Genomic DNA, 17,886 nt, shown 5'->3' with positions numbered 1-17,886 from the left:
CGATCCGGTGGGGAACTGCGGCGTTCAGTACTTGCAGGTCGGGTCGGCCATGAAGTCGGCGACCTTGATCTTGCCGGCGATGATGTCGGCCTTGGCCTCGTCGGCCTTCTTCTTCACCTCCGGCGCGATGACCTTCTCGTTGTACTGGTCGAGCGCGTAGTCGACGCCGTCTTCCTTGAGGCCCAGGATCTGGAGGCCCGGCTTGTGCGCCTGCAGCGCGTCGTACACGGAAACCTCGACGCGCTTCACCATCGAAGTGAGCATCGTGCCGGGCTGGAGGTAGTTCTGGTTGCTGTCCACGCCGATCGCGAATTTCTTCGCGTCCTTCGCGGCCTGGTAGATACCGAGGCCCGTGCCGCCGGCCGCGGCGAAGATCACGTCCGCGCCACGGGCGAAGTGGGAGCGGGCGAGCTCGCCGCCGCGCGCCGGATCCGACCACGCGGCCCCGGTGGTGCCCACCATGTTCACGAAGATCTCGGCCTTGGGGTTGGCGTACTTCACGCCCTGCTCGTAGCCGCACTGGAATTTGCGGATCAGCGGGATGTCCATGCCGCCGATGAAGCCCACCTTGCCGGTCTTGCTGGTGAGGGCGGCGATCACGCCCACGAGGAAGCTGCCCTCGTGTTCCTTGAAGAGCACCGACTGCACGTTGGGGTGCTTCACGACCATGTCGATGATGGTGAAGCCGACCTTGGGGAATTCCTTCGCGACCTTTTCCACCGCGCCCGCCTGGCTGAAGCCGACGGCGATGATCGGGTTGGCGCCGCGCTCGGCCAGCCGGCGCAGGGCCTGCTCGCGCTGGGTCTCGTTGGCGATCTCGAATTCGAGCACCGGCTTGCCGGTGTCCTTCTTCCACTTCTGCAGCCCGCGGTAGGCCGCCTCGTTGAAGGACTTGTCGAACTTGCCGCCCATGTCGTAGACGATCGCGGGATCGGCCCAGGCGAGCGAACTGGCGGTGACCAGGGCGGCCAGGCCCAGGCGGACAAGGTGTCTCATCGGAAAATCTCCCCAGGCGAGGCGTTGGAAACCTCGAGTCGCGCAAACGTTTGCTACTTTGGCAACGATGTATCAAACTGGCCCAAGAATCAACATGTCCGGTGACAAAAAAACTTCCCGGCTGCCTGTGTGGCCGGCGCTGCCCAAGGTTCTCCTACACGAGCACCTCGACGGCGGGCTGCGGCCCTCCACCCTGCTGGAGCTTTGCGCCGCGCGCGGCGTGCCCGTGCCGGAAACCGACGCCGGCAAGCTCGCCCTCTGGATGCATGCCAACGCCGATTCCGGCAGCCTCGAGCGCTACCTCAAGGGCTTCGCCATCACCGTTGCCGCCATGGCAAGCGAGGCCGCCTGCGAGCGGGTCGCCTTCGAGGCCGCCGAGGATGTCCGGGCCGACGGCTGCGTCCTGGCTGAATTCCGCATGGCCCCGTTGCTGCTCGAACCCTTTGGTTTATCAGGGGAAGCGGTCGTCGAGGCCGTGCTCGCGGGCCTCGCCCGCAGCCGGTTCCGCTGCGGGCTCATCGTCTGCGGCATGCGCACCGACAACCCCGCCGACACCATCCGCAGCGCCCGGCTCGCCGTGAAGTACCGCGACCGCGGCGTGGTCGGCTTCGATCTCGCCGGTGCCGAGAAGTACTACCCCCCGGGCGACCACGCCGAGTCCATGCGCATCGCGCGCGAAGCCGGCGTGAGCCTCACCTGCCACGCCGGGGAATCGGACGGCGGCGAGCGCGTGCTGGAGGCCGCATCCCTGGGGGCGACGCGCATCGGCCACGGCATCCGCATCGTGCGGGGCAGCACGCCGGATGAAACCCGGGCCTGGGTGGAGAAGGCGCTGGAGCTCGACCTGCATTTCGAGGTGTGCCCCAGCAGCAACGTGCACACCGGCGCCGCGGAGTCCCTGGAAAAGCATCCCATCCGCGAGATGGTCGCCGCCGGACTGTCGGTTTCCTGCAACACGGACAATCGCCTCATGTCGCACGTGACGCTCTCCGGGGAAATGGAGGCGCTGCACACGCGCACCGGCTTCTCGATGGCGCAACTGAAGGACCTCGTGCGCTCCGGGGTGAAGCGTTCCTTCCTGCCTCAGGCCGATCGCGCCGCGGCGCTGGCCGAAGTCGAAGCCAACTTCCCCATCACGTAGGCCTGCCGCACCGAACGCTCGTCGCCGAGGATCATCCAGGCGAAGAGGCGCTCCTCGAGCGTGCGCGCCGAGCGCATGCGCCGCTCCATCAGGGGTGTGGCGGCCGGATCGAGCACGATGAAATCCGCCTCGCGCCCGGGCTCGAAGCTGCCGATGCGATCGTCCAGCCGCAGCGCCCGCGCCCCGCCCAGGGTCGCGAGATAGAACGCCCGCAGCGCCGTCAGCGTCTGGCCCTTCTGCTGCGCCACCTTGTAGGCGTCCTGCATCGTCTGCAGCAGGCTGAAGCTGGTGCCGCCGCCCACGTCGGTGGCGAGCGCGAAACGCATGCCGGCCGCATCCGTCGCTTCGATGTCGAAGAGGCCGCTTCCCAGGAACAGGTTGGAGGTCGGGCAGAACGCGGCGGCCGCACCGGTCTCGGCCATGCGCCGGCGATCGGCCGCGTCGAGATGGATGCAGTGGGCGTAGATGGCGCGCTCGCGCAGCAGGCCGAAGCGCTCGTACACGTCGAGATAGCTGCGGGCGCCGGGGAAGAGCTTGGCCACCCAGGCGACCTCGTCGGTGTTCTCGGCGACGTGCGAGTGGATGAAGGCGTTCGGATGGGCGCGCGCCAATTCGCCGGCCAGGCGCAATTGCTCGTCGCTCGAGGTGACCGCGAAGCGCGGCGTGATCGCGTAGTGCAGCCGTCCGTTGCCGTCCCAGCGCTCGATCAGCTCGCGGGCATCGCGGTGGGAGGACTCCGCGGTGTCCCGCAGGGCCTCGGGGCAATGGCGATCCATCATCACCTGGCCCGCACCCAGCCGCATGCCGCGCCGCGCTGCGGCCTCGAAGAAAGCGTCGGCCGAGGTGCGGTGCACGCTCCCAAACACGAGTGCCGTGGTGGTTCCGTGGCGCAGCAACTCGTCGAGGAAGAAGTCGGCCACCTCGGAGGCGTGCGCGTGCTCGGCGAAGCGCGCCTCCTCGGGGAAGATGTGTTGCTCCAGCCAGTTGAGCAGCGTGCCGCCGCCGCTCGCGATGACGTCGGTCTGCGCGTAATGAACATGCGCGTCGATGAAGCCGGGCATCAGCAGCATGCCGCGGTGGTCCGTCACCGGCGTGCCCTTGGGCAGCGCGGCTAGGAGGGGCTCGGCCGGGCCGACGCGAGCCACGTGGCCATTCTCGATGACGAGCAGTCCGTCCTCGATATGCACATGGCTGTCGGCGGGCGATGCGACACCGGGATCGTCCCGGAAGTACAGGATCGTGCCGCGGAAGGCGGTGAGCTCAGCGGCCATCGCGCGCTCCTGCGTCGATCCAGGCGATGAGTTCGGAGCGTTCCGCGTCGGTGAGGCCCGTGAGATTGCCCGGCGGCATCGCGCGGCTCGCGAGTTGCGCGCGCGCGTTGACGGCTTGCGCGGCGAGTTGCGCGGGCGTTTCCAGCACCACGCCCTTGGGCGCGGCCGTGAGGCCCGCGAAGCTCGGCGAGGTCGCGTGGCAGGACACGCAGCGCTCGGCCACGATCGCCTGCGCTCGCGCGGTGGTTATGGTCGAAGCGCCCGACGCCTGGGGACGCAGGCCGTACGCGGTCACGGCGAGCAGGAGTGCGGCTCCGACGAGCGGCCACGGCGACGGTGTGCCTTTGTGCCGCATCACGAACCACACGCGGATCAACGCGCCCGCCACCGAGATCACGATGAGCCAGATCCAGTTGTTCGGCGCGCCGAAGATCCACGCGTAGTGGTTGCTGATCATCGCGAACACCGCGGGCAGCGTGAAGTACGTGTTGTGCACCGAGCGCTGCTTGCCGTGCTGCCCGTACTTGGGATCGACGGGTTGCCCGGCCGCCGCGGCCGTGACCAGCGCCTTCTGCCCCGGGATGATCACGACGAAGACGTTGAGCACCATGATCGTCCCGAGCATCGCGCCGAAATGCAGGAACGCCGCGCGTCCGGGAAAGACCTGGCACAGGCCGAAGGCGGCGGCCGCGGTGAGCACGGCGAGCACGAGGGCCAACGCGCGGTCGTTGCGGGCCAACGGCGAGCGGCACAGGCCCTCGTAGACGACAAAGCCGCCGATGATCCACGCGAGGCTCGCGGCGATCGCGCCCGCGGGACCGAATGAATTCAGCGCGGGATCGACCAGCATCGTCGCGGCCTGCGCGTAGTAGACGACCGCGAGCAGGAAGAGCCCGGAGAGCAGCGTGGTGTACGCCTCCCACTTGAACCAATGCAGCCGCGCGGGAAGGGCGGGCGGGGCCCCGCGATATTTCTGCGAGTGATAGAAGCCGCCGCCGTGCACGGCCCAGAGCTCGCCGCCCACGCCGCGGTCCGAAGCCGCGGGATCGGCCGGCGCCTGCAGGTGGTTGTCGAGCCAGATGAAGTAGAACGACGCGCCGATCCACGCGATGCCCGCGATCACGTGCAGGCTGCGGCCGAGGAGGTTCAGCCACTCCCAGATGTATTGCGCCGTCACGATCGGGATGCCTTGCGAATCGGAAGATCCTCCGCTGCGGCGCGCGCATCGCGCAACTGCAGCAGCTGGGCCGCCACGGCCACGGCGATGGCCGCCGGTTCCTTGCTTGCGATGCCGCCGATGCCGATGGGCATCGTGAGGCGCGCGACGGCCTCGGGCGCGAAGCCGCGTTGCGCGAGGCGCTGGCGGAAGCGCGTGGTCTTGGGCTGCGAGCCGATCACGCCGGCCCAGGCGAAACGGCCGTCTCGCAGGAGCGCCTCGCAAATCGCGAGGTCTTCGTCGTGGCTGTGGGTCATGACGAGTGCCCACGCATCTGCCGGCATGTCGGTCACTTCATCCGCGGGTTCGATCGCGTGCAGGCTGCGGACCGAATCGGGCAGGGCCTCGGGCCACTGTCCCTCGCGGCTATCGACCCACGTGATGCGAAACGGCAGCGGTGCCAGGACATTCACCAGCGCGCGCCCGACGTGGCCTGCACCGAAGAGCCACAGTTGCGTTTCCTCGACGTCGAGGCGTTCGTAGAGCGTGTCGCCGCCGGAGCCCGCGACGACTTGAGCGCGTTCGTGAAGCTCGACGCCTTCGTGCTGCGCTTGCGAGCGCGGGAGGCTGCGCGAGGCGCCGGCGTTCGCCGTCATCGGCGTCGCAAGGACTTCGGCCCCGGCGGTGCGAGCCGCGATCAATTGCCGGATCGCTGCGAGATCGTCCCCGTCGTAGCGTTGGAACCAGAGCTCGACGATGCCGCCGCAACATTGCCCGAGCGCGGCGCCGAGCGGGAAGCGGTCGAGGCGGGCGGCACCGGGCGCGGCGGCAAGCAGGTCGTGCGCGGTGCGCGTGGCGACCAGCTCGAGATGGCCCCCGCCGATGCTGCCCGCTTCGCCGTGCGTCATCACGAGCATCGCGGCGCCGGCCTCGCGCGGCGCCGAACCGCGCACCGTGGCCACCGTGACGCGCACGACGGGCCCATGATCGCGATCGAGTGCATCGTGCAGGGCCTGCAGCCAGTCCCTCATGCCGCCCCCAATGAATCGAGTGCGTCGAGCAGCGCTTCGGGCGTGGCCGGCGCACGCAGGCGCGGGGACTCGCGGCCCGAACCGCAAGCGGCGACGGCGTCGCGCAGCGCGAAGAACACCGACATCCCGAGCATCAACGGCGGCTCGCCCACGGCTTTCGAACGGTGGATCGAATCCTCGACGTTGCTGTTGTCGAGCAGGCGCACATTCGCCTCGGCCGGCCATTCGCGCGCCGTGGGAATCTTGTAGGTCGATGGCGCGTGCGTGGTGATATGGCCCTCGGCGTTCCAGCACAGTTCTTCCGTGGTGAGCCAGCCCATGCCCTGAAGGAAACCGCCTTCGATCTGCCCGAGGTCGATGGCCGGGTTCAGCGAGCGGCCGACGTCGTGCAGGATGTCCACGCGGACCAGGCGGTTCTCGCCGGTGCGGGTGTCGACTTCCACTTCGGAAACCGCCGCGCCGTACGCGAAATAGAAGAAGGGACGCCCGGTGAACTTGTCGCGGTCCCAGTGGATCTTGGGCGTGCGGTAGAAGCCGCTGGAGGAGAGCGACACGCGCTGCTCGTGGCACCTGCGCGCCACCGCGGCGAAATCGAGTGATCGTGTCCCGCCGTGCACGGCCCCATCGGCGAAACGGATCGCACCCACCTCCACGCCCAGTTCCTTCGCCGCCACCTCCGCCATGCGAGTGCGGATCGCGAGCGCGGCGGCTTGCGCGGCCTTCCCGTTGAGGTCGCTCGCCGCGGAAGCCGCAGTGGCCGAGGTGTTGGGTACCTTGCTCGTGTCGGTGGTGCTCGGGCGCACGCGGTCCCGCGGCAGTCCGAACGCCTCGGCGACGACCTGCAGGACCTTCGTGTACAGGCCCTGGCCCATCTCGGTGCCGCCGTGGTTCACCAGAACGGAGCCGTCGGTGTAGACGTGCACCAACGCTCCGGCCTGGTTGAAGAGCGTGGCATTGAAGGAGATCCCGAATTTCACCGGCGTGAACGCGAGCCCGCGCTTCGTCACCGTGTTGGCGCGGTTGTGGCGGGCGACGGCCTCGCGCCGCTCGCGGTACGCGCTGCTCGCCTCCAGTTCCGTGGCGATGCGCGGCATGACGTTATCTTCGATGGTCATGCCGTAGGGCGTCGTGTTGCGCTCGCCGTCGCCATAGAAATTCACGCGGCGCACGTCGAGCGGATCGCGACCGAGCGTGCGCGCGACCTCGTCGATCACGCTTTCGATGACCATCATCCCCTGCGGACCGCCGAAGCCGCGGAAGGCGGTGTTGGAGACCGTGTTCGTCTTGCAGCGGTGCGAGACGATGCGCACGTGCTCGAGGTAGTAGGCGTTGTCCACGTGGCAGACCGCGCGGTCGTTCACGGCCGTCGAAAGGTCCAGCGAGTAGCCGCAGCGCGAGGCCATCATCACGTCGAGCGCAATGATCCGGCCGTCGGCATCGAAGCCCACGTCGTAGTCGGCGAGGAACTCGTGGCGCTTGCCGGTGACGACCATGTCGTCGTCGCGATCGAGGCGGAGCTTCACCGGGCGCTTCGTGCGCCACGCCGCCACCGCAGCGGCGCACGCGATCAACGCGGCCTGGGTCTCCTTGCCGCCGAAGCCGCCGCCCATGCGCCGGCACTGCACGGTCACGTCGTGCGATTTCAGGCCCAGCGCGTGTGCGACGAGGTGCTGCACTTCGCTCGGATGCTGCGTCGAGCTCACCACGAGCATGCCGCCATCCTCCTGCGGCAACGCGAAGGCGACCTGTCCTTCGAGATAGAAGTGATCCTGGCCGCCCAGCGTCATGGTTCCTTGCAGTCGTTGCGGCGCGGATGCGAGGTGCTCGATTGGCTCACCGCGGATGAGCGTTCGCGTGGGTGCCACGAAGCTGCCGGCGGCGAGTGCCTCGCGAATGTCGAAGATCGCGGGCAATTTCTCGTAGCGGACTTCGCCTTTGCGAGCGGCCTTGCGCGCGGCCTCGTGCGAATCGGCCAGCACGAGGAACATCGTCTGCCCGGCGTACTGCACCAGGCCGTCGGCGAGGATCGGATCGTCGTGGATCACCGGCGCGCAGTTGTTCGCACCGGGAATGTCGTTCGCGGTGAGCACCGCGTGCACGCCCGCAGATGCGGCCGCAGCCGCGAGGTCCATCGAGGCGATGCGTCCATGCGCGACGGTCGAGAGGCCGAACGCGCCATGCAACGTGTTCGGCGGCAGCGGGATGTCGTCGGCGTACGGCGCGGCGCCACTCACGTGCAGGTGCGCGCTTTCGTGCGGCAGGCGTTCGCCGACGCTCACGCGCGTTCTCCCGTTTGCGCGAGGAAGCGCTCGAGCAATGCACCGGCCATGCGCAGGCGATAGGCCGCGCTCGCGCGCATGTCGCCGATCGGCTCGAAGTCGCTCGCGAGCGCGGTCACCGCCGCGCGCACCGTGTCGGCGTTCCAGGGCTTGCCGCGCAGCGCGGCTTCCGCGGCAATCGCGCGCTTGGGCGTGGCGGCCATGCCGCCGTAGGCGATGCGCGCCTCGTCCACGTTTGCGCCCTTGAGAGTCATCGCGAAGGCCGCGCACACCGCGGAGATGTCCTGGTCGCGGCGCTTCGAGATCTTGTAGGTAGCCACGAGCCGGTCGGCGCGGGGCAGGGGTACGCGCACCGCACGCACGAACTCGCCCGGCTGCATCGCGTTCTTTCGGTAGGCGAGGTAGAGCGCCTCCATCGGCAGCGTGCGCTCCTGCTCGCCACGGCGCAGGACGACTTCGGCCCCGAGCGCGATCAGCACCGGCATCGAGTCGCCGATGGGCGAGCCGTTGGCGACGTTGCCGCAGAGCGTTCCGGAATTGCGCACGGGTGGCGAACCGAAACGATCGGCCAGCTCGGAGAGCATCGGGTAGCGCGCGACGATCGCGCCGTAGCCGTCGGTGAGGCTCACGGCGGCGCCGATCTCCAGTGCGCCGTCCCTCTCGGAGATGCGTTCGAGATCCGCGACGTCGCCTATATAGATGATGGGTGGCAGCTCGCGCAGTTGCTTCGTGACCCACAGTCCTACATCGGTGCCGCCCGCCAGCAGCAAGGACTCGGGGGCTTCAAGGTAGGCGCGAGCAAGTTCCGCGACGGTGCGTGGCGCGAAGTAACCGGGCATCCGCACGGGGCTTTCGTCCGCCGGGAGCAGGGCGCGCCGCCGTTTGTCGTGCTCGGCGCCCTTGGGCCAATGCTTCGAGGGACCGAGCCCATGCATGTGGCTCGCGGCCTCGAGGATCGGCCGGTAGCCGGTGCAGCGGCAGAGGTTTCCGGAGAGCGCCTCGACGGCCTGCTCCCGCGTGACGTTGTCGCGCTCCAGCCAGAGCGCGAAGAGCGACATCACGAAGCCCGGCGTGCAGAACCCGCACTGCGAGGCGTGCGCATCGACCAGCGCCTGCTGCACGGGGTGAAGCGTGCCGTCGGGCGCGCGCAGGCTCTCGACCGTGACCACTTCCTTGCCGTCCACCGTGGGCACGAAGCGAATGCAGGAATTCACAGCGCGGTAGCGCATGCCCTCGGCGCTCGGCTCGCCGATCACCACCGTGCATGCACCGCAATCACCCTCGGCGCACCCTTCCTTGGTGCCGCAGCGGCCGAGCGGGCCGCGCAGGTATTGCAGCAAGGTGGTGGTGGGGGAGGCGTCGGCAGCCGTGACCACCCTGCCATCCAGGAGGAACTTCGCCGGGCGTGCCATCAGCTGCCGCGATAAGTCGAATAGCTCCAGGGCGACGCAAGCAGCGGCACGTGGTAGCGGCCCGCGGGATCGGCGATGCCGATACGGATCACCACCGTGGAGAGGAACGGGGGATCGGGCAGGACCACGCCCTTGCCGCGGAAGTAGGCCTCGAGGTCGAAGGCAAGCTCGTACTGGCCGGTGCGGAACGTGTCGTTCGCGAGCAGGGGTGCGGCGCAGCGGCCATCGGCATCGGTGACGGTGCGCACGATCGTTTCACGAGTCCCGCCCAGGCGCGCGAGCTCGATCGGGACGCCGGCGGCCGGCACGCCGTGGTAGGTATCCAGCACGTGAGTCGTTAAGATGCCCATGCGGCGAGGATATCGCACGGAGCAGGTTGCATGCCACGGATCAACGACGACGCATCGACATACCCACGGGACCTGATCGGCTACGGCGCCAACCCGCCCCGGGCGGATTGGCCCGGCGGCGCGCGCATCGCGCTGCAGTTCGTCCTCAATTACGAGGAAGGCGCGGAGAACTCGGTGCTGCACGGCGATGCCGCCTCCGAGGTGTTCCTCTCCGAGATCGTCGGCGCGCAGCCCTTCGTCGGCGCGCGCCACATGAACATGGAGTCGCTCTACGAATACGGCAGCCGCGCGGGCGTCTGGCGCCTGCTGCGTCTTTTCCGGGAGCGGAAACTCCCGCTCACCGTGTTCGCGGTCGCGATGGCACTGGAGCGGCATCGCGAGGTGGCGCGTGCATTCGCCGAGGACGGGCACGAGATCGCCTCGCACGGCTGGCGCTGGATCAACTACCACGGCATGCCGGAAGCGGAGGAACGCGAGCACATCGCGCGCGCGGTCGAGGTGATCCGCGAAGTCACGGGCGAGCGTCCGCTGGGCTGGTACACGGGCCGCACGAGCGAGAACACGCGGCGCCTCGTGGCCGAGTACGGCGGTTTCCTCTATGACGCGGATTCGTACGCCGACGACCTTCCGTACTGGGAGATGGCCGCGGGCAAGCCGCAGCTCATCGTCCCGTACACGCTCGACACCAACGACATGCGATTCGCCACGCCGCAGGGCTTCAACACGGGCGAGCAGTTCTTCACCTACCTGCGCGATGCGTTCGATGTGCTCTACGCTGAAGGCGAGACCGCGCCGAAGATGCTCTCGATCGGCCTGCATTGCCGCCTTGCGGGGCGGCCCGCGCGCCTCGCCTCGCTGGCTCGCTTTCTCGACCACGTGCAGAAGCACGAGCGCGTGTGGATCTGCCGGCGCATCGACATCGCGCGCCATTGGATCGCGCGCCATCCCTGGGTGCCGAAGGCGTGAGTGTCGTCGAGGCTCTGAATGGGTTGCCGCGCGAGGCGTTCGTGGCCCGCCTGGCCGCCATCTACGAGCACTCGCCGTGGGTTGCGGAGCGTTCCTTCGAGGCTCGGCCCTTCGCTTCGCTCGAAGCATTGCACGCGGCCATGCAGGGCTCGATGCTCGCGGCGACCGCGGACGAACAGATGGCGCTGATCCGCGCGCATCCGGAATTGGCCGGGCGGCTCGCGGCGGCGCAATTGACGGAGCATTCACGCGCGGAGCAGGCGGGCTCGGGGCTCGATCGCGTGTCTGCGGAAGAGCGCGCGCGCATGCAGGCGCTGAACGACCGCTACCGCGAGAAGTTCGGCTTTCCCTTCATCGTCGCGGTGAAGGGGCTGGGCTGGTCGGGAATCATCGAACGCATGGAAGCGCGGCTTCCCAACACGCGCGAAGCGGAAGTTGCGACGGCGCTGGAGCAAATTGGGCGCATCGCGCGCTTCCGCCTGGAGGCGCTTGCGTCATGAAACCTCGCCTCGACATCGCCTTCGTCTCCGATATCGCGTGCCCCTGGTGCGCGATCGGTCTTGCCTCGCTCGACAAAGCCCTTGCGCGCATCGACGCAGACATCGAAACGACGTTGCGCTTCGAACCTTTCGAGCTGAATCCGGACATGGGCGAGGAGGGTGCCGAAGTCGCGACGTACCTTGCGCGCAAGTACGGCCGCACGCCGGAGCAAGTGGCCCAGGTCCAGGCCCGGATCCGCGAGCACGGTGCGGCGGTGGGTTTCGCGTTCGCGCCTCGCACCCACGTGTGGAACACCTTCAATGCGCACCGGCTGCTGTACTGGGCCGGGCTCGAGGGTCGCGCGCCCGAACTCAAGCGAGCGCTGCTTCGCGCCTATCACGGCGAGGGCCGCAATCCGGGCGCGAAAGACGTTCTCATGGAGCTCGCTGGCGCGGTCGGACTCGATGCGGCCCGGGCAAAGGCGATCCTGGAAGGCGACGAGTTCGCCTCCGAGGTCCGCGATCGGGAACGCTTCTGGCAACAAGCGGGCGTGGGCGGCGTGCCGCTGGTCGTCGTGAACGACAGGCACGCGATCGAAGGGGCCCAGCCGCCGGAGGCCTATGAGCAGGCGCTTCGGCAGATTGCCGCTGCCGTCGCGTGAGACGCTCAGGTGCGGCTATTCATCTTCCGCAGGCGATCGGCCATGACCTTCATGATCTGCAGCGAGAAGTGCGGCATCGCCGAGACCAGGAAGAGGAAGCGCTTCTCGGGAATGGCCAGGAGCCGGCAGGGCGTCTTGGCGATCGCGGTCGCCACCCGCGGCTCCTGGTCGATCAGCGCCATCTCGCCAAACGGCTCGCCGGGCCCGAGGGTCTCGACGACGTTGCCATTGATCGACAGCTCGATCTCGCCTTCGAGCACGACGTACATTTCGGATCCCATGTCGGCTTCCTGGAAGACGACGTGCCCCGCCGGGAAGGTGTCTCCACCGGTCTCGTCGTGGAATAAATCGAGCTTGACGCCCATGTGCCGCCTCTCCTCGTTGGACTTCGTTATGGACGCAGCATAACCATCCCCGCCCTTTGGCTCAAATCCGCCATTTCCCCATGACCCCCGCATGAGCAATTTCGACGAAGCCGCGGCGTTCGCATCGGCACACGAAATCCCCTGGCCGCGCGATCCCGCGGCCGATCCTTCACGTTGGGGCGTCCATCACGGCGACCCGCCCCCGTTCAATCGCCTGCGCGGCCCGGTGCATGTTCGCGGCGGCGTATCCGGGGTCATCCGGGTTCGCGGCGCGGAAGTGTTCTCCTGGGGCGAACCCGATCGCGCCGACCAGACCTACAGTGTCGCGAAGACCTACCTCGCGCTGCTCGCGGGCATGGCGCAGGCGCGCGGATTGCTGGTCGTGGGCGAGCGCGTAAGCGACCGACTACCCGGTATCGGTTTCGATTCCGACCACAACCGCGCGATCACCTGGGAACACCTGCTCACCCAGACCAGCGAATGGCAGGGCGAGTGCTTCGGCATGCCCGACCAGGTCGAACACTTCCGCCGCGTCTCGCACGATCCCAAGCCGCCCGAGGGCAAGAAGGGCGAGCGGCGCGCGCTGCGCGCGCCCGGGACCTACTGGGAATACAACGATGTCCGCATCAACCAGCTCTCGCTCGCGCTGCTGCATTTGTTCAGGCAGCCGTTGCCGGAAGTCTTCCTCGAGAACGTGCTGCGGCCGCTCGGCGGTGGCACGGATTTCCGCTGGGAAGGCTACGAGGATTCCTGGGTGGAGATCGACGGCCGCCGGATGCAATCCGTTCCGGGCGGCACGCACTGGGGCGGCGGGGTGTCGATCAGCGCGCGCGACCAGGCGCGCATCGGCCAGCTATTGCTCGACGGCGGCGTGCATCAGGGCCGGGAGATCATTCCGCGCGAGTGGGTGAAGCGCATGCGTACCCCGTGCGAGACGGCGCGGTTCTACGGCTTCCTCACCTGGCTCAACGTCGACGGACGCATGTTCGCGGATGCGTCGCGCGCGAGCGGGTTCATGTTCGGAGCGGGTGGGCACACGGTGTGGATCGAGCCTGAGCGCGAAGCGGTGGTCGTGGTGCGCTGGCTTGACGGCGCGCACTCGGCGGGCTTCGTGCAGCTCGTGAGTCGCGCCCTCGCGGGCTGATCACTCGGCGCGCAGCGTCTTCCCGCTCGAAAGCTCGATGAGCTTGGGCTCCCATCGCACGATCAGCGAGCTCTCAGGCAAGTCGATGAAGGCCTGCGTCGCGTCGCTCACGGCGCCCTTGCCCCCGCAGCGCACCTCCACCGACTGGCTGCCCGGGATCGGGTCGTGGCGATCGATCCAGCAGCTCGCAATGCCCATGAGGGAATCGGGATCCGACTCGGTGCGGATACTCACGCTCCCTTGCAGGCGCGTCACCGTGTCCGCGACGTGATTCTGCAAGCGATAGGTCACGACCAGCGTCTTGCGTGTGTTGAGGGGGACGCCTTGCTGGGGCTCGCGGCCCATCGCCTCGTCTGCCGTCATGATCTCGCGCCTCAGCACGGTGATCGAGACCGTCTTGCGCAACGGCTCTAGTTTCGCGTCGGCCGCATCGCGACGCGCCTCGGCCCGCTCTTCCTGTGCGGCGAACTTCACGTTCCATTCGCGCTGCAGCTTGATCGCTTCCTTGAACGTGCGCGCGGTGAGCGGCGCATCGGGGTCCGCGAACTTCGGCGGCAGCACGTCGCCCTTGCTTCGCTTGAGATACGCGAGGACGAGATCGCGCTCTTCCGCGGACAGCTTGTCGAGCTGCGGCTGGAGCTTCGGGATGTCGGCAACATCCAGGGGAAGGCGCGTGCTGCGAGGATCGGAGCATGAGCTCAGCAGGAAGCAGGCGGCGAGTGCGAAGGCGATGCGCGGTATCGGGTTCATGGCGCGAAAGCCTATCCGAGTCAGGGCACAATTGCACCCGCGGCAAGCCGCCAGAGCGACGTGACTTCCGCCTTGCGCGCGCCGTACAACGGATCGGCGACGTCCGACGAGCGCGGATGCGTGGGCTTCGCATCGAGATGGCCCACGACGACGAGCCCGGCGGCCGCGATCGACGCGAGCATCTCGTCGTGCGATCGCAGGCCCAGGTGCACCGCGAGGTCCGAGAGGATGAGCCAGCCTTCGCCGCCGGGCGAAAGGTGCGCGGCCAGTCCCTGGAGGAAGCCCTTGAGCATGCGGCTCTCGAAGTCGTAGATCCCGTGCTCGAGCGGCGAGCTCGGGCGCGCGGGCACCCAGGGCGGGTTGCACACGACGAGCGGAGCGCGCCCTTCCGGAAAGAGGTTCGCGAGCACGACTTCGACCGTCGCCGACAATCCAAGGCGTTCGATGTTCTCGCGCGCACAGGCGAGCGCTCGCGGATCGAGGTCGGTGGCGATGACGCGCGCGACGCCGCGGCGCGCGAGCACTGCGGCAAGCACGCCCGTTCCCGTGCCGATGTCGAAGGCGAGCGAGTTGTTCGCGAGGGCCGCGGGCAACGGGGCTTTCATCGCCAGGTCGACGTACTCGCTGCGGACCGGCGCGAACACGCCGTAGTGCGGATGGATCTTCGCGCCGAGTGCCTTCACGTCCACGCCCTTGCGGCGCCATTCGTGCGCGCCGACCACGCCCTGCAGCTCCCGCAACGAAACGACGGAGGGCTCGTCGCCCGGCCCATAGGCTTCAAGGAAAGCTTCGCGATAGTCGGGTGCGCGGCGAAGCGGGGTCGTGTAGTCGGCCTCGAGCGGTACGAGGAGCATGCCCAGCGTTCGCGCGCGTTGCGCGCGCGCCTGGCGCTCTGCGTTGAAGGCATCCATCCGCGATGAAGGTGCCGCGACCTTCTTGCCCTTGCGCGGCGCGCGGTCGAGGCGGTGCGCGATCGCGGTGAGCATCTGCCGCGCGTTGTGGAAGTCTCCGCGCCAGAGCAGTGCCACACCCTGGCCCGCGAGGCCCTGGGCTTCGTCAGCAGTGATGGTGTCGTCGACGACCATGACCTTCGTGGGGGGAGGGGCGCCGCGTTCGGAGCGCCAGCGCGCCGAGCGGGCCTCGCCGCCTTCAGTCCAGCGGATGACGGGTGGCGGCTGCATCTACAACTCGGTGTACTTCTTGTTGGTTCCGCGCGCTTTGTCCGCGGGATACTTCTTTTCGTTCAACACCATCTTCTCGCGGGCGGCGGCAATCGGATCGATGCCAAGTTGGTCGGCGATGCGCACGAGGTAGATGAGCACGTCGGCGATTTCCTCGGCCGCGGCGTTGCGCGCTTGCGGCGTCAACGCGCGGCTCTCGGCCTCGGTGAGCCACTGGAAGACTTCAAGGAGCTCGCCGGATTCCGCGGAGAGCGCCATCGCGAGATTCTTGGGTGAGTGGAACTGCTCCCAGTCGCGGGCCCGTGCGAACGCGCGCACCTGGTCGCGAAGGCCGTCGAGATCCTTGCTCATCTCAGAACTTTTCTCCCCGCCGAAGGTAGCGCCATTGCCCGACCGGGAGCTTCCCGAGCGGCACGGCGCCGGTGCGCACGCGCTTCAATGCCGTGACGACGAGCCCGACCATCTCGCACATGCGGCGGATCTGGCGCTTGCGGCCTTCGCGCAACGCGAAGCGCAGCTGGTCTTCATTGGCCCACGACACCTGCGCAGGCTTCAGCTTCACCCCATCGAGCTCCAAGCCGTGGCGCAGCTTGTTCATGCCCGCTTCATCGAGCGTGCCTTCGACGCGCACGAGGTATTCCTTCTCGACCTCGGAGTCCTGGCCGATGAGGCGCTTGGCCACGCGGCCGTCCTGCGTGAAGACGATGAGGCCGGTGGAATCGATGTCGAGGCGCCCGGCGGGAGCGAGCCCGCGCAGGTGCGTGTGCTGGAACTTGGTGGTGGACGGATCCTCGGCCCAGCGATTCTCGGGCTTGATCAGGACCATCGCGGGCTGGTGGCCGTCCTCGGGCTGGCCGGAGACGTAGCCCATGGGCTTGTTGAGGATGATCGTCACCTGCTCGCTCTGGTGGCGCGAGGCAGTCGGATCGACTTCGATCTTCGCATCGGGCTTCACGCGCAGGCCGAGGGTGGCGACCACGCCATCGACCTTCACCCAGCCGTTCTCGATCCATTCGTCGGCTTCGCGGCGCGAGCACAGGCCCAGCTCGCCCATGCGCTTCGAAAGGCGCGGATCGTCGCTCGACGCCACTTTCACGGGTGCGGGCTGAGTTGCCGGTTTCGCCGGCGCGCGATCGACGCGCGGCCCGCGATCCACACGCGGCCTCGGGGGCCGGGACGCCGGCTTCGCAGCGGGATTCGCCTCCGGCTTGGGTCCACGCGGTCGGGGCGGGCCCGTGGGTTTGCGCTTGGCCGGTGTCGGCGCGGGCTTGGGGGGTTTCTTCGGGAGCTTGAGAGTAGGGCGAGACATGGCTTCTAGCGGGATGCGTCTTTGCTCATCGTACCGGTCAGGCGCCGCTCGTGCAGCAGCAAAAGCACGCCGCTCGCCACGATCACGGCCATGCCGAGGGCCGAAAGCGCGTCCGGGAGCTGGTCGAAGACGAGAAAACCATAGAGCGTCGCCCAGACCATTTGCATGTACGTAAAGGGCGCGATCATCGAGGCCGGGGCGCGAAGGAACGCCGAGGTGAGCGCCCAGTGGCCCAGGCCCGCGAACGCGCCCAGCATCACGAGGAAGATGCCATCGCGAACGGTGAAGGCCGTCGGCGTGGTGCCCGTCACCGGCAGCAGCACGGTCAGCACGAGCGTGCCCATGAGGCCCGAGTAGAAGAGCGTGGTGGCCTGCGAGTCGTTGGGCAGCCGGCGCGTGAGGAGCTGGTAGACCGCGTTCGCGATCGCGGCCAGCACGAGAAACCCGGTGGCTGGATGGAACACCGCGGAGCCCGGCCGCACGAGGATGAGGATCCCGACGAAGCCGCCGACCACCGCGATCCAGCGGGCGCGCGTCGGCTTTTCTCCGAGGATCGGACCCGACAGCGCGATCGCGAACATGGGTGCCAGGAAGGTGATCGCCGATCCTTCCGCGAGCGGCACGTAGCGCAGCGCGCCGAAGAACGAGAGTGTCGCCACCACGAGGCACAGCGAGCGCGCGAGCTGCATGCGCAGGTGGTTCGTCCGCCAGAACGACGGCCCCGCGCGATGCCACGAGATCGGCGTGACGATCAGCATCTGGCCCACGTAGCGTGCCCACACGACGAGGAGCAGGGTGTGATCGCGGACCAGGTACTTGGCGGTCGCGTCGAGGGTGCTGAAGCACAGGCCCGAGAGCAGGATCAGCGGAAGGGCCCGCCGCAGCGGATGGTCGTCCATGCGTTCACAATACGGCATCAGCGACCCCAACCAAGGAGAACCCCATGCACGCTTCGACATTGATCCGGTCCGCGATCCTCGTGAGCCTCCTGGCCTCGCCTTGCGCCTTCGCCGCCTCCGAGTTCGGCAGCGCCAAGGAAGCCCGCGCCATGCTCAAGAAGGCCGTCGCCGAAGTGAAGAAGGACAAGGCCGCGGCCCTCGACAAGTTCAACAAGGGCGAGGCCGGCTTCAAGGACCGGGACCTCTATCCCTTCTGCGCCGACCTCGACGGCAACACGACCGCGCATCCGACGCACAAGGGCAAGGACCTCAAGGTGCTGACCGACAAGAAGGGCAAGGCCTTCGGCCAGGAGATCTTCAAGGTGGCCAAGGAAGGCAAGATCAGCGAGGTCTCGTACATGTGGCCCAAGCCGGGGCAGGCCGAGCCGGTGAAGAAGGTCACGTACGTCACCCGGGTGGGCGACCAGGTCTGCGGAGTGGGCTACTACAAGTAAC

Annotated in this window: 19 protein-coding genes; 6 read left to right on the top strand and 13 right to left on the bottom strand. The window is 68.1% G+C overall.

What is annotated here, in order from left to right:
• Positions 1 to 24: 24 nt before the first annotated feature.
• Positions 25 to 996, bottom strand: coding sequence for a BMP family lipoprotein (locus DSM104440_RS10620; RefSeq protein WP_171162418.1), 972 nt, complete (start codon positions 994 to 996; stop codon positions 25 to 27).
• A gap of 94 nt (positions 997 to 1,090) precedes the next feature.
• Here DSM104440_RS10620 and add point away from each other — a divergent pair, with 94 nt between their 5' ends.
• Complete coding sequence (gene add / locus DSM104440_RS10615; protein WP_171162417.1) at positions 1,091 to 2,137, top strand: adenosine deaminase; 1,047 nt, start codon at positions 1,091 to 1,093, stop codon at positions 2,135 to 2,137.
• Here the strand turns inward: add and guaD are convergent.
• From guaD to uraH, 6 genes are read right to left on the bottom strand one after another with little or no spacing between them, the layout of a single operon-like run.
• Entirely contained in the window at positions 2,080 to 3,408 is a 1,329-nt protein-coding gene (gene guaD / locus DSM104440_RS10610) for a guanine deaminase (RefSeq protein WP_171162416.1), read from the bottom strand. The genes add and guaD overlap by 58 nt on opposite strands.
• Positions 3,398 to 4,585 (bottom strand): urate hydroxylase PuuD, encoded by a 1,188-nt coding sequence (locus DSM104440_RS10605; protein WP_171162414.1) that lies wholly within the window; start codon positions 4,583 to 4,585, stop codon positions 3,398 to 3,400. Before DSM104440_RS10605 ends, guaD begins: the two co-directional genes overlap by 11 nt.
• Entirely contained in the window at positions 4,582 to 5,595 is a 1,014-nt protein-coding gene (xdhC, locus tag DSM104440_RS10600; protein ID WP_171162412.1) for a xanthine dehydrogenase accessory protein XdhC, read from the bottom strand. The genes DSM104440_RS10605 and xdhC overlap by 4 nt, the downstream gene beginning before the upstream one ends.
• Positions 5,592 to 7,874, bottom strand: a complete 2,283-nt coding sequence (gene xdhB, locus DSM104440_RS10595; protein WP_246211970.1) for a xanthine dehydrogenase molybdopterin binding subunit — start codon at positions 7,872 to 7,874, stop codon at positions 5,592 to 5,594. Before xdhB ends, xdhC begins: the two co-directional genes overlap by 4 nt.
• A complete protein-coding gene (xdhA, locus tag DSM104440_RS10590; protein ID WP_171162409.1) occupies positions 7,871 to 9,286 on the bottom strand; it encodes a xanthine dehydrogenase small subunit in 1,416 nt (471 codons plus the stop codon). Before xdhA ends, xdhB begins: the two co-directional genes overlap by 4 nt.
• Positions 9,286 to 9,636: a hydroxyisourate hydrolase gene (gene uraH, locus DSM104440_RS10585; RefSeq protein WP_171162407.1), complete on the bottom strand. Its 351-nt coding sequence runs from the start codon at positions 9,634 to 9,636 to the stop codon at positions 9,286 to 9,288. The genes xdhA and uraH overlap by 1 nt, the downstream gene beginning before the upstream one ends.
• A 30-nt stretch (positions 9,637 to 9,666) precedes the next feature.
• On the opposite strand from uraH, the gene puuE reads away from it, so the two are divergent.
• The 3 genes from puuE to DSM104440_RS10570 are packed head-to-tail and all read left to right on the top strand — an operon-like array spanning position 9,667 to position 11,743.
• A complete protein-coding gene (gene puuE / locus DSM104440_RS10580; protein WP_171162405.1) occupies positions 9,667 to 10,602 on the top strand; it encodes an allantoinase PuuE in 936 nt (311 codons plus the stop codon).
• Positions 10,603 to 10,643: 41 nt separating this feature from the next.
• Positions 10,644 to 11,102: a 2-oxo-4-hydroxy-4-carboxy-5-ureidoimidazoline decarboxylase gene (gene uraD, locus DSM104440_RS10575; protein ID WP_212758033.1), complete on the top strand. Its 459-nt coding sequence runs from the start codon at positions 10,644 to 10,646 to the stop codon at positions 11,100 to 11,102.
• The gene (locus tag DSM104440_RS10570) at positions 11,099 to 11,743 is read left to right on the top strand and encodes a DsbA family oxidoreductase (protein WP_171162401.1); all 645 of its coding nucleotides are present in this window, start codon (positions 11,099 to 11,101) and stop codon (positions 11,741 to 11,743) included. The genes uraD and DSM104440_RS10570 overlap by 4 nt, the downstream gene beginning before the upstream one ends.
• 5 nt (positions 11,744 to 11,748) lie before the next feature.
• On the opposite strand, the gene DSM104440_RS10565 is transcribed toward DSM104440_RS10570, so the two are convergent.
• Positions 11,749 to 12,108 (bottom strand): Crp/Fnr family transcriptional regulator, encoded by a 360-nt coding sequence (locus DSM104440_RS10565; protein ID WP_171162399.1) that lies wholly within the window; start codon positions 12,106 to 12,108, stop codon positions 11,749 to 11,751.
• 91 nt (positions 12,109 to 12,199) lie between these two features.
• Here DSM104440_RS10565 and DSM104440_RS10560 point away from each other — a divergent pair, with 91 nt between their 5' ends.
• A complete protein-coding gene (locus DSM104440_RS10560) occupies positions 12,200 to 13,252 on the top strand; it encodes a serine hydrolase domain-containing protein (protein WP_171162397.1) in 1,053 nt (350 codons plus the stop codon).
• On the opposite strand, the gene DSM104440_RS10555 is transcribed toward DSM104440_RS10560, so the two are convergent.
• The 5 genes from DSM104440_RS10555 to DSM104440_RS10535 are packed head-to-tail and all read right to left on the bottom strand — an operon-like array spanning position 13,253 to position 17,391.
• Positions 13,253 to 14,002 (bottom strand): hypothetical protein, encoded by a 750-nt coding sequence (locus DSM104440_RS10555; protein WP_171162395.1) that lies wholly within the window; start codon positions 14,000 to 14,002, stop codon positions 13,253 to 13,255.
• 20 nt (positions 14,003 to 14,022) lie between these two features.
• Positions 14,023 to 15,183, bottom strand: a complete 1,161-nt coding sequence (locus DSM104440_RS10550) for a N5-glutamine methyltransferase family protein (protein ID WP_171162393.1) — start codon at positions 15,181 to 15,183, stop codon at positions 14,023 to 14,025.
• Positions 15,184 to 15,534 carry a nucleotide pyrophosphohydrolase gene (locus DSM104440_RS10545; protein WP_171162391.1) on the bottom strand — a complete coding sequence of 117 codons (351 nt, stop codon included), beginning with the start codon at positions 15,532 to 15,534 and terminating at the stop codon, positions 15,184 to 15,186. It abuts the gene before it with no gap.
• A 1-nt stretch (position 15,535) separates the two neighbouring features.
• Complete coding sequence (locus DSM104440_RS10540) at positions 15,536 to 16,492, bottom strand: pseudouridine synthase (RefSeq protein ID WP_171162389.1); 957 nt, start codon at positions 16,490 to 16,492, stop codon at positions 15,536 to 15,538.
• A gap of 5 nt (positions 16,493 to 16,497) precedes the next feature.
• Positions 16,498 to 17,391, bottom strand: coding sequence for a DMT family transporter (locus tag DSM104440_RS10535; protein WP_171162387.1), 894 nt, complete (start codon positions 17,389 to 17,391; stop codon positions 16,498 to 16,500).
• A gap of 44 nt (positions 17,392 to 17,435) precedes the next feature.
• Between DSM104440_RS10535 and DSM104440_RS10530 the strand changes: the two genes are divergently transcribed.
• Positions 17,436 to 17,885 carry a cache domain-containing protein gene (locus tag DSM104440_RS10530; protein ID WP_171162385.1) on the top strand — a complete coding sequence of 150 codons (450 nt, stop codon included), beginning with the start codon at positions 17,436 to 17,438 and terminating at the stop codon, positions 17,883 to 17,885.
• The last annotated feature ends 1 nt before the right edge of the window (position 17,886 follow it).

Origin of the sequence: Usitatibacter palustris (assembly GCF_013003985.1) — a bacterium.
GTDB classification, from domain to species: Bacteria; Pseudomonadota; Gammaproteobacteria; order Burkholderiales; family Usitatibacteraceae; genus Usitatibacter; species Usitatibacter palustris.
The sequence above is the reverse complement of the archived record's forward strand: the minus strand, read 5'-3'. Positions and strand labels throughout refer to the sequence as shown.